Source organism: Spirosoma validum (assembly GCF_014699035.1).
GTDB lineage: Bacteria > Bacteroidota > Bacteroidia > Cytophagales > Spirosomataceae > Spirosoma > Spirosoma validum.
In genome coordinates this window covers 345,950-358,521 of the sequence record NZ_JACXAA010000008.1, presented here as the reverse complement: position 1 = coordinate 358,521, position 12,572 = coordinate 345,950, and the positions used below count along the sequence as shown (strand labels likewise).

Sequence of the window (12,572 nt, the reverse complement as noted above, 5' to 3'; positions counted from 1 at the left end):
TTATGGTGAAGCTTCTACTGGGTATATTTTTGACTAAAAAAGTAAGTACAAATCAATCGGCGGATCAGTATAAATGAACAGCTTGGAATTGCCCGTATAAATCATCTGGGCAATTCCAAGCTGTTCATTTGTACCTTAAAACCTACTTCAATCCGCGTCGAACATAATCTGCATTAAAATTCGTCTCTATTTATTGAATCAACTGCTTTATTAGCCACCTCAATTATCATCGGGAGCAGATGACCAAAACGAGGGTCCCGGCTGTAGCCTTGTTTCCAGCGGGCATAGATTTGTTGAGCAATCACAGCGTTTTTATAAAGACCAAATACGTAGTAGAACAAAATCTGTGAAAGATTACGCCCGCTTTGAACAGCGTATCGACTCACAACCTCACGGCGCGTCAGATTACCGGGGAGCCAGGTTAAATTGAAGTTTCGATAGGCAGGACTGTCACTCGCTTCTGACCAATACGCCAACGTAGCGCCCAGATCCATTAATGGATCGCCTACGGTTGCCATTTCCCAATCGAGCACACCGGTAATGACTGGCGTCGGCTCTCCTGAAGTTTTATCAGGAGCCAGCAACACGTTATCGTACTTGTAATCATTGTGCAGAAACGCCGGGGCTTGTTCAGTAGGATAGTTATGTTGCAGCCAGTCGCCGATGTAATCCATTGCTACTAGTTTGTCCGTTTCAGCCGCTCGGTAACGTTTAATCCAACCTTCTACCTGCCGCTGAACGTATCCTTCGGGTTTACCCAACTGAGCCAAGCCGCTTCCCTCAATGTTTACCTTATGTATCGTTACTAAATTATCGATCAGCGCTTTAGATAACCGGCGCATCCGTTCGGGAGCAAAATTGATCTTAGGTGCCATCGAGGCCCGTAGAATGATGCCCGGCACGCGCTTCATTACGTAAAAAGGAGCACCTAGTACGTCAGAAGTCTCGCAATACATAACGGGTTCCGGAATTTTCGCGTAATGGCCTTTCAACAGCGAAAGCACGTTGAACTCGCGCCCCATATCGTGCCCCCCTTTGATATTCGCTCCAACCGGTGGCCGACGTAATACGTATTCCTGGTTAGTCGTTTTGAGCCAGTACGTCAGATTCGAAAAACCGCCCGGAAATTGCTGGACTTCCAGAACAGTACCGATTTCAGGCGCATGTTCACGGAGGTACTCATTCAGGCGACCCAGATCAAATTCTTCACCAGCACGGATAGGCTGTGGCGCATCAGGGGCCAGCATAAGGTATCTGTTTTGAGTTGAGCAATAAACCTACGTAATGAATTGAGTAGCCAACGCCTGCTTACCGACTTTACTAGCTTACTTATTCGCCCAACCTACTAATAAATCGTATACTGCCCTAATGGACACCACCGAAATCAAGGCTCTTTTTCAACGGTTCGCCCAGTTGAGAGTCGGTGTGATCGGCGACTTTGCTGTTGATCTTTATTATACTATTCAAACCGAAACAGGCGAACATTCCCTGGAAACGGGACAGGATGTATTCTGGGGAAGCCATCCCCGCGCGTCGCTGGGTGCCGCGGGGAATGTCGTGCAGAATCTGGCAGCCTTAGGCGTTTCGCATATTCAGGTAATCGGCTGTGTCGGTAATGACCTGTTCGGGCGGGAAATGCAACATCTATTTGCTACGTTGAAAGTGAATACCCAACAGCTGCACGTAATTGCTGAAGACTGGGATACCTGCGTATATACCAAACCGAACCGGGCGGGTCTGGAAGCAAACCGAATCGATTTTGGAACCGCCAATACGTTGTCTGACCAGCGATTTACCGAACTGGTAGCTGACTTAGAGAAGTCACTACCTGATCTCGACGTATTAATTATTAATCAACAGTTTGCTCATCCCCTCCTTTCTGAAAAACGCGTCACTAGCCTCAATAACCTCATTTCCCGTTTTCCAAATGTTTGCTTCGTGGCCGACATGCGCGATGTGGGCATGCATGTTCGGGAATCTATCCTCAAAGTAAATACCGCTGAACTAGCCAGTTTTCTACGTATCGAACATCCCGATCACCCCGATCTTGACTGGTGCGTCAGCCAGGGTAATGCGTTCCGGCAACGTAGCGGTGGGCCGCTTCTAATCACCCGCGGTCAGGCCGGTATACTCTATATTGATCAACACGGCATCCAGACGATCGATGGATTGGCTTTACAGGGCGAGCTTGATACCGTTGGCGCGGGCGATACGGTTGTGGCGACCTGGGCGGCTTGTCTGGGATCGGGTGCCACACCGAAGCAGGCCTTAGTTGTCGCCAACCTTGCCGCTGCCGTAACCGTTCAAAAACTGGCCCAGACCGGCACCGCCAGCTTATCCGAAATCCTTGCTCTGCATCACACTTATGCTGTCCATGACTAACGAAACTCTTCAACAACATCGTCAGGAACTGTACGATCATCTTACCAATGAGTTGCTTCCTTTCTGGACGTCACGAGCCGCTGACTACGTAAACGGTGGTTTCATTACACACTTCGACCAGTTTGGAAATGACTCTGGCGAAGACGAGAAATCGCTCATCGCACAAACCCGGTCAATCTATACGTACTCTTCAGCGCATCGGGCCGGTTACGGCAATGGAAAGCTGGCGGAACTAGCCAAACATGGTGTAGACTATCTACTAAGCCGAATGTGGGATGAGGAGCAGGGAGGTTTTTACTGGATGACTAACCGAAAAGGTGAGGTGTTAAACAACCAGAAAATTGTATACGGGCAAAGTTTCGCGATTTATTGCCTGAGCGAATATACATTAGCAACGGGTGATCCTCGTGGCGTTGAATATGCCCAAAAGGTATTTGATCTATTGCAGAAATACGCAGCCGATACGTGTTATGGAGGATACTTTGAAATGTTCCACCGCGACTGGACGCTCAAAGGACCCGGCCCAGCCGGGGGTGATCGCAAAACCCTCGACGCCCACATGCACTTAATGGAAGCTTTCACTACGTTGTATGAATGTACTCAACAGCCAATTCATCACCGGAAGCTACAGGAAGTCATTGATCTGTTAGTCGGCAAAATTATGCATCCAACTTATGGTACGGGTGTACCCCAATTCTGGGCTGATTGGCAGGTGGCTCCACAGATTAAATTTGACGTGATCTGGGGGTGGGACCGCTTCACCGAAGATGGCGTGAAACGAGCTGCCGAAGACAATACCAGTTATGGCCATAATGTTGAATTTGCCTGGCTCCTGCTTCATGCCCTGGCTATTCTCGGAACACTCCCGGAAACGTATCGAGATCAACTTATAAAGTCATTTAGTCATGCCGTCGATCACGGAATAGACTGGGAATTTGGCGGAGTTTTCGTTGAAGGATCGCATAGTGGTCAGGTCTATGACCGTGAAAAAGAATTCTGGCAACAGGCTGAAGTGCTCATTGGACTCCTGGATGCTTACCAATTGTTTAGCGATGAGACGTACTGGAAAGCGTATAGTAATGTTCACCGTTTTGTGCTGGACAAAATGGTGAACCATGCTGTGGGCGAGTGGTGGCCGCTAATGACTCGTCAGGGCGTTCCGATTTGGACGCACATGAGCCATTCCTGGAAAATCAACTACCATACCGTTCGGTCGATGGTGCAGTCGATTCGTCGGCTGGATCTGTTACTGAAAAACAGAAATTTTTCCGGCTAACACCCTGTATAACTCTTTCCGGGATTTCGACTTGAGTATACCATCTCTTGTCTTTCTTCCATCTGAAAATTAAAAAATTGTCCTTGATTGTGTGAAAACAGCTTTCACACAATCAAGGACAATTTTTTACCATCTAAATACCAATTAAGCGCCTAAGTCTAACTATATGAGTCTACCTATTCAGCTCATGTTTTACTAGTCCCAAATGGCTACAAAATATTATAAAAATAATTACACTTTATTTTATATAATTTAAAGAATATTATATTTTATTAAAACCTTTTTATAATATATAATTTTGCCTAAACTGTTATTTATAAAATTTTTTAAATTATAATTGTATTTTAAATTATTCAAGATTCTTCTATTTCAATCTCTACTCAAAACTCTATGAAAGAACGGCTATTTGCTCTTCTCCTGTTTTTACCGCTTCTCTCATTCGCCCAGCAGCGCACTGTCCAGGGAAAAATTACTGATGCCGCTGGCAAGGAGCCTCTACCAGGCACAACCGTAACGGTAAAAGGCGCTACGCTAGGAACCGTATCTGACGCTCAGGGAACGTATCAACTAAACGTTCCTAACCAAAATGCTACGCTTGTTTTTTCGGCGGTTGGCTTTCAGGGACAGGAAGTTACAGTTGGATCAAAGCAAGTTATCGATGTTGTGCTGGTAGCGGATACCAAGCAGCTTAGTGAAGTTGTCGTGACGGCCGCGGGTATCAAGCGCGATAAGAATGCACTGGGTTATTCCGTCAGTACATTAGACGCTACCAAGCTGGCACAACGGTCAGAACCAGACCCACTTCGCGCCCTGACCGGTAAAGTAGCCGGGGTAAATATTCAGGGCTCTGGGGGAGCTGCGGGTGGCGCGACAAATATCACAATTCGGGGAAACTCATCGCTGGGAAACAACAACCAGCCCCTGTTTGTGGTCGATGGGGTACCGTTCGATAACTCCAGTTTTGGCAGTACGGATGGCACCGTCGGCGGCTCGACCATTACGAACCGTGCCTTTGACCTTGATCCGAATAATATTCTGACAATGACCGTATTGAAAGGTGCAGCGGCAGCGGCACTTTACGGTTCACGGGCCGCCAACGGCGCTATCATCGTAACGACCAAAGCCGGTAAAAGCCAGAGTCGGAAAGGACTGGAAATAACCTATAACATGGGGTACGCGACAGAAACCGTAGCGGGTTTGCCGGAGTACCAAACCAAGTACGGTCAGGGAACTAACTTCGATTATCGGAGTGGGGTATTCGGTTCGTGGGGTCCTCCTTATGCGGGCTATACCAGCCTGATTCCTACGCGGGCAACCATTCCGCATCCGCTCACGACCAACAACCGGTATCCCTCGTCCGTGTTCCCACAGTTTTATGAGGCCGATGGCGTGACACCAATTCAGGTACCGTACCAATCGTATTCGCAGTATAACGCCAAAAATTTCTTTCGTAAGGGCAACGTCTTTGAAAACGCTCTTTCTGTATCGACAGGTGGCGAGAAAGGTAGCCTTACCGTTGGGCTGTCACGCACCGGTAATCAGGGCGTGGTTCCTGAAAACAAGATTACCCGTACGGGTATAAACATTGGTGGCAACGCGCAATTAGACAACAAATTCTATGTCAGTGGCGCGCTTAATTATGTCAACACTGAGCAGGTCTCTCCTCAGCTGACGGCGGCTAACGGTAGTGGTAGTTCCATTTTGGACATCCTGATGTTCGTGCCCACCAGCTTCGATTTAACGGGTTTCCCAAATACGAACCCACTTAACGGCAATAACGTATACGACCGGGTAGGTACCGATAACCCATACTGGTCGGTTGTGAACAGTCCTACTACCAGCAAGGTAGACCGGTATTATGGGAATGCCGTTCTTGGTTTCGACCCACTGCCCTGGCTGAATGTCCAGAACACCATTGGATTCAACGCCTACACTGACCGACGCGTGGTTGTGAATGGAAAAGGTGGCGACTATTTCCCGAACGGCAACATTACGAACGACAACATTTACCGGCAGGAACTAGACAATACGTTGCTTGTAACGGCAACAAAGCCGCTCAGCGAGAATTTCGGGCTGAAAGTGATTCTGGGGAACAATGTTAACCAGCGGCTGACCGAACGGCAGGTTGTTTTTGGCGACGGGATCATTTTCCGGGGCATCAACTCCCTGAACAATACCAGCGTAACGATTCCCCGCGTACTACCGAACAACCGGAACAACTTCAAGCAACGGTACTTTGCGTTCTTCACCGATATTTCGCTGGATTACAAAAACTGGGCGTTCCTGAATATCGTTGCCCGCAACGACGTATCATCTACCCTACCCGTCAGCAACCGGAGTTATTTGTACGGAGGTGCCAGTGCATCGCTGATTTTTACGGAAGCGTTTAACATCCCTAAGAATGTGTTGTCGTTCGGTAAATTCCGGGCTGGTTACACACGGGTAGGCAACGAAGCGACACCGTATCAAACCCAAACGGTTTATATCGCTAATCCCGTATTAGGCGCTGGCTCAACGACAGGAGCCATTGCTTCGCCGTTCAGCGGGCAGAGTACATTAACAGAATCGGATCTGCTGGCCAACTCAGAGTTGAAGCCGGAGTTTATTACGGAACTTGAATTAGGCACCGAATTACAGTTTTTCAATAACCGTATTGGCCTGGATGTTACGTACTACAAGAAGATCAGTACGTCACAGATTTTTACCGTTAATGCCGCTCCGTCTACCGGATACACACAGAAGGTGATTAACCTGGGCCGGTCTTCCAATGAAGGGATTGAAATCGGCCTGAACGTAAATCCTATAAAACTGGCGAATGGTTTCCGCTGGGATATTTCATCAGCCTTTACGCTTAACCGAAACATCGTGCTCGACATTGGCAATCTGAAAGAGCTTCCTTACGGTGGTTTCTCGGATTTAGGCAGCGTACACATTGCCGGTCAGCCGTATGGACAGATTCGCGGATCGACCTACGCTAAAGATGATGAGGGCAATACGTTAGTTAACCCAAACACAGGCAAACCCATTTTGAGTGGAAAAGTAAGCCCTATCGGCAATCCCAATCCTGACTTCATTTTGGGTGTTACCAATAACTTTACGTTCAAAGGTATTACGCTCAGCGCCTTATTCGACTGGAAGAAAGGGGGTGATATGTATTCGTTCACGGCTTATGAACTGCTGAGCCGGGGCGTAACGAAAGACACCGAAGAGCGGGAAGCCATTATCATAGGTCCAGGGGTTCTGGGTGATGTGAATACGTTGAAACCGCTGCTGGACGGGGAAGGCAGGAAAATCCCGAACAACATTGGTGTTGGCGTGGCCGACTACTATTTCACGGGTGGTTTCGGTCCGGGTGGTGCCGCTGAGGTAAACGTATTCGATGCAACCGTTTTCCGGCTTCGCGAAGTGTCGCTTGGGTATCAGTTCCCGAAGAACTGGCTCAAAAAGACACCCTTTGGCGCGGCTTTTCTATCGATCAGTGGCCGTAACCTCTGGTATCTGGCTCCCAACTTTCCAAAGTATCTGAATTTTGATCCAGAGGTTAGCTCGACAGGCACGGGTAATTCACAGGGCTTCGATTTCATCGGTATTCCAACCACGCGTCGTCTGGGTGTCAATCTTCGGTTTAGTTTCTAAGAATCTGAAACATCATATTCATTTTCAACTTATGCAATTCATCAAAAACATACGAACGGCTTCGATGCTGGGGCTGCTATTCCTGGCAGGGGCCTGCAAAGATTTCGTCGATATCAATGCCGACCCAAACAACCCCACTACGCCCGTACTGGAACTGTTGCTACCAGCAACTCAAATATCGATGACGGGTAGTCTGCGGGACGTGAATGTTGGTGCATCCATTCTGACCCAGCAATTGTATACGAGCAATACCAGCCGCAATTTTCAGGACGGTACAGATTATCAGCAATCCTGGAATGCTTTATATACGCAGGTGCTCAACGACATCGAAATCGTGATTCGGGAAGGCACGCGTTTACAGCGGTGGGACTACACGGCGATTGCCAAACTAGAGAAGGCGTATATCTACAGTGTCATGGTCGATCTGTGGGGTGACATTCCCTACGCCGATGCCTCGAAAGGACTAACCGTTTCTGATCCGGTCTTTGAAAGCGGAGCCACTATCTACGATAAATTGTTTACGTTGATCGACGAGGCTCTGGCCGATGCCAACAAAGGCAATTTCGCCATCCAGCCAACCACCGCCGACATCATTTATAAAGGTGATAAAGCAGCCTGGATTCGCATGGGAAACTCGCTGAAATTGAAGCTCTTCAATCAGATTCGGCTCGTTCAGCCCGACAAAGCAAAGGCAGGTATTGCGGCTTTATTAAGCGCCAATGCTCCGATCATCACCACCAATGCGCAGGATTTTGCGTTCCGCTTCGGCACAACCGAAACACCGGCTAACCGCCATCCCTGGCACCGTACCGAATATCAGGCCAGCAAGAGTTATTACATGAGCCAGAACTTCATCGAGCGGTTATTCAGCACCGACGATCCCCGGATGCGGTATTTCTTCTACCGACAAACGTCGAACTATACCGTTGGTTTCACGCCCACTGGAAACGGCTATTTTGGCCGCTATACCGGTGATGCGACGGCTTCCCCGAACGACAATGCCCTGAAAGCTACGTTTGGTGTTTATCCGGCGGGTGGTTTGTACGATGCCTCCCCCATCAATAACCTAACCGCGGCTAACATATTCATCTCGAATTCGGGCGCTACGTCGACGCCTAAAGTGGTGACGAATACCGATGGCTCGGGGGCGGGTGTGTTTCCGTTCATCACGAACGCCATGGTCAAATTCATCCTGGCCGAATCGGCTCTGACACTCGGCACAACCGGTGACGCCAAACAATTATTTCAGGACGGTATAACGGCTCACCTGAACAGCGTCAATACCATTTCGACAAGTTCGGGCAACTCAGCGCCAACACTGGCAACGGCTACGGTGACCGCCTTTGTGGCTAACCGGACCGCGCAGTACGATGCCGCTGATGCTGCTGGTAAACTGAATGCTGTAATGACGCAGAAATACATTGCTCAGTTTGGCAACGGTATCGAGTCGTACAACGACTACCGCCGGACGGGTTTGCCTACACTGGCAGCACCGATCGCTCCGCTGAATACCTTTCCACTACGTCTATCCTATTCCGTAACGGAGCTGTCGACCAACGGTAGCGTATCGGACAAAGCCGATCAATTACAAACCGCCCAGCAGACAACACCCGTTTTCTGGGATAAATAATTGACACCGGAACTTGAAACACTATAGAAAGTCATGAAAAAAATCACGCTATATTTTTCTCTTCTGCTACTGGTTGCGCTTGATGCCTGCAAAACAGAGAATTACGTTTGGGAGAACTGGACCTATACGGCGGTTCCGCTGGTAGCGGTCAACACGGCCAAATCGGCATTGCCGACAGTGTCTACCTCCAATACGTCATTTTTCGATTTAGGAGCCACTAACCTGGGGAGTCAGGAGTTTGAATACGTATTGAAATGGGAAGGTTTCGGAAAGGCAGAAGTTCAGTCGATTGATGTGTATCTGGGCTTTGTGAAAGCGCCCACTTCCGGTAATCCGGCCTATCCAATCGTGCTTTCACAGCCGGGTGGGGTATATCCGAGCGTCACCCAGTTTCCGCTGCCCAGCCGGGTTGGAGCGTCCGATAAATTATATTCAACCGTAACGGAATTCCCGAAGACCTTTACCGTAACGGCCGCTCAGTTAGCCGCTTTTACGGGCACGAATCTCAGCACGGTCGTTCAGAATGATTATTTCCTGTTTAAATTTATACTCAACCTGAAAGACGGCCGCCGAATCGAAGGCTTTCAGGAGAACGTATGCGACGAAGCACGGGGCGAAGTTGGCGATTGCCGGGTTGGTGTTCGCTTCCGAAGAAAATAATGTACGAGTCACTGTGGTGTCGGGTTTGAGAACCCGACACCACTTAATACCACAACAAAGCCACAATAATCAATCGTAAAAACAAACCCCAATTAACTCTCAACAATGCGTTATTCTCCTTACTCGCTCCTTGTTCTGCTGATGGTCGGTCTGAGCACCGCTCTGGCTCAGTCGAGCGCGACCCCGGCCATCCCCTCGCCCAAAGAGCATTTTGGCTTCAACATCGGCGATGATTATCAACTCGCTACGTATACGCAAACCGAAGCGTATTTCCGAAAAATTGCCGCTGCCTCCGATCGGGTTAAACTGGTTGACATTGGCATGACCGAAGAAGGCCGTCATCAGTTGATGCTGATCATTTCGTCGCCCGAGAACTTAAAAAAGTTAGATCGCTACAAAGAGATTTCGCAGAAGCTCGCCCGCGCCGAAAACCTATCCGACGAACAGGCCCACGCTTTAGCCAATGAAGGCAAAGCCATTGTCTGGATTGATGGTGGTCTGCACGCAAGCGAGACGGTAGGTACGCACCAACTCATTGAAACGATCTGGCAATTGGTGAGCCGCAAAGATCCCGAAACGATGCGTATTCTAAATGATGATATCCTGCTGATGACGCACGCCAACCCCGACGGACAAGAGCTTGTCACGAACTGGTACATGCGTGAGCCAAAAGCGGAAAAGCGGGTACTGGATAACCTGCCTCGTTTGTATCAGAAATACATTGGTCACGACAACAACCGCGACTTCTTCATCATGAACATGAAGGAAACCCAGAATATTGGTCGTCAGTTGTTTGTTGAGTGGATTCCGCAGATCATGTACAATCACCACCAGCGCGGTCCGGCCGGATCGGTACTGGCGGGTCCTCCTTACCGCGATCCGTTTAACTACGTATTCGATCCACTGATGATTACGGGTATCGATGCCCTCGGTGCAGCCATGATCAACCGACTGAATTCGGAAAACAAACCCGGTTTTACCCGGCTGGGTGGCTCGGTTTTCTCGACCTGGTATAACGGCGGACTACGTACTACGACGCACTTCCACAACATGATTGGTCTGCTGACGGAAATCATCGGTGGTCCAACTCCCGAAGATATTCCCGTTGTGGCAAAGTATTTGATCCCGAACGGCAACACGCCTTTCCCGGTGCTACCGCAAAAGTGGCATTTCAAGCAATCCATTGATTATTCGGTCTCGCTGAACTACGCCGTAATGGGGTATGCAGCCCGTTACCGCGATGAAGTGCTGTTCAATATCTACCGGATGGGTAAAAACTCCATCGAACGCGGCAGCAAAGACACCTGGGGTCTGTCGCCGAAGAAGATCGACGCAATTACGCATACGTTCCAGACGGACCCTAAAAAGCCTGCGGTACCCACGAATGCCGCTTTGGCTCAATATGGCTTTGTTCCGCGGGGAGGTGGCATACCAACCAAATATTACGACACGATCATGAAAGCGCCGACGCTACGTGATCCGCGTGGGTTCATCATTCCGGCAAACCAACCTGATTTTGCGACGGCCGCTAAGTTTATCAATGCGCTGGTCCGGACGGGTATTCAGATTCAGCAGGCTACGGCCGACTTCACGGTGGCAGGCAAAAAATATCCAGCCGGTTCCTACGTCGTGAAAACCGATCAGGCATTCCGTCCGCACGTGCTGGATATGTTTGAACCACAGGATCACCCGAACGATTTCCAGTATCCAGGTGGCCCACCCGTACGTCCTTACGATGCTGCTGGCTGGACACTGGCCTATCTGATGAATGTGAAATTTGATCGTATTTTAGACAATTTCGATGGTCCGTTCAAGAAACTGCCGTACGGTGAACTTCAGTCTCCTGAGGGTCATGTTAATGGTGCTCCGAGCGCTGGCTACGTATTGAGCGCCAAAGCTAATAACTCATTTATTGCGGTCAACGATTTGTTGGCATCAGGTGTTGACGTATTCCGTTTACCGAATGGAACGGGTGGTAAATCGACGGTTGAATCAGGTGCATTCTTCGTTCCTGCTTCGGCAAAAGCGAAATCTCTGCTCGACAAATCAGCGAAAGACCTTGGCCTGGAAGTAACGGGGATTTCGAAGAAGCCCACCGCATCCATGATCAAAGTGTCGCCAATGAAAATTGCGCTGTGGGACACGTACGGTGGTTCGATGCCATCGGGCTGGGTACGTTGGTTGATGGAACAGTATCACTTCCCAATGAAGGTTATTTATCCTGGCGATATTGATGCCGGTGACTTGCGGAAGAAATACGATGTGATCGTGTTTGTAACCCGCGCGATCCCAGCCGTTGGCGGCAGAGAAGAGGATATTTTCAGCGCCCTCGAACGCGAACCGAAAGAAGAAACGACGCCTGCCGAATACAAGTCACGATTGGGCAAAATTACCGCAGCCAAGTCGATCCCGCAGTTGAAAACGTTCATGGAAGCCGGTGGAACGGTCGTAACGATCGGAACCAGCACAAATCTGGCGTATCACCTGGGTTTACCCGTTAAGAATGCTCTGACAGAAATGACAAATACGGGAACTGAAAGACCGTTACCTGGTGAGAAATATTATATCCCTGGCAGTGTCTTGCGCGTGAGCCTGGATTCTACGCAGCACGCAACCTGGGGTCTTGGCCAACAGACAGACGTTTATTTCGACGCAAGCCCGGTCTTCAAACTGGCTCCCGAAGCGATTGCCAAAGGCACCGTAGTACCACTCGCCTGGTTCGACACGAACAAACCACTACGTAGTGGCTGGGCCTGGGGACAATCGTATTTGCAGGATGGTGTTGCTGCGTTCATGGCCCCCGTTGGTTCCGGTAAGTTCTACGCGTTCGGACCCGAAATTACGTTCCGGGCGCAGGCGCAGGGGACCTTTAAGTTCCTCTTCAATCAGCTCTATAACACAGGTAAGAGCGGCTCGCAAGGCAACGATGTTGTAAGCGAAGATTAATGCATACCAGCCCCTCTCCCTGAAAAAGAGAGGGGCTTTTTT

General features: G+C 49.3%; 7 protein-coding genes. 6 read left to right on the top strand and 1 reads right to left on the bottom strand.

Annotated elements, in window-relative coordinates; genetic code table 11:
* Window positions 1–173 precede the first annotated feature (173 nt).
* A complete protein-coding gene (locus IC230_RS21880; RefSeq protein WP_191041178.1) occupies window positions 174–1,247 on the bottom strand; it encodes a phosphotransferase family protein in 1,074 nt (357 codons plus the stop codon).
* Between the two features lie 121 nt (window positions 1,248–1,368).
* Between IC230_RS21880 and IC230_RS21875 the strand changes: the two genes are divergently transcribed.
* The 6 genes from IC230_RS21875 to IC230_RS21850 all read left to right on the top strand — a co-directional run bounded on the left by IC230_RS21875 (window position 1,369) and on the right by IC230_RS21850 (window position 12,530).
* Window positions 1,369–2,382 carry a bifunctional heptose 7-phosphate kinase/heptose 1-phosphate adenyltransferase gene (locus tag IC230_RS21875; protein ID WP_191041177.1) on the top strand — a complete coding sequence of 338 codons (1,014 nt, stop codon included), beginning with the start codon at window positions 1,369–1,371 and terminating at the stop codon, window positions 2,380–2,382.
* Window positions 2,375–3,658 carry an AGE family epimerase/isomerase gene (locus IC230_RS21870; protein ID WP_191041176.1) on the top strand — a complete coding sequence of 428 codons (1,284 nt, stop codon included), beginning with the start codon at window positions 2,375–2,377 and terminating at the stop codon, window positions 3,656–3,658. The genes IC230_RS21875 and IC230_RS21870 overlap by 8 nt, the downstream gene beginning before the upstream one ends.
* 390 nt (window positions 3,659–4,048) lie before the next feature.
* Window positions 4,049–7,294, top strand: a complete 3,246-nt coding sequence (locus IC230_RS21865) for a SusC/RagA family TonB-linked outer membrane protein (RefSeq protein WP_191041175.1) — start codon at window positions 4,049–4,051, stop codon at window positions 7,292–7,294.
* Between the two features lie 31 nt (window positions 7,295–7,325).
* Window positions 7,326–8,924 carry a SusD/RagB family nutrient-binding outer membrane lipoprotein gene (locus IC230_RS21860; protein ID WP_191041174.1) on the top strand — a complete coding sequence of 533 codons (1,599 nt, stop codon included), beginning with the start codon at window positions 7,326–7,328 and terminating at the stop codon, window positions 8,922–8,924.
* A gap of 33 nt (window positions 8,925–8,957) precedes the next feature.
* Complete coding sequence (locus IC230_RS21855; RefSeq protein ID WP_191041173.1) at window positions 8,958–9,584, top strand: hypothetical protein; 627 nt, start codon at window positions 8,958–8,960, stop codon at window positions 9,582–9,584.
* Window positions 9,585–9,689: 105 nt separating this feature from the next.
* Window positions 9,690–12,530 carry a M14 family metallopeptidase gene (locus IC230_RS21850; RefSeq protein WP_191041172.1) on the top strand — a complete coding sequence of 947 codons (2,841 nt, stop codon included), beginning with the start codon at window positions 9,690–9,692 and terminating at the stop codon, window positions 12,528–12,530.
* Window positions 12,531–12,572 lie beyond the last annotated feature (42 nt).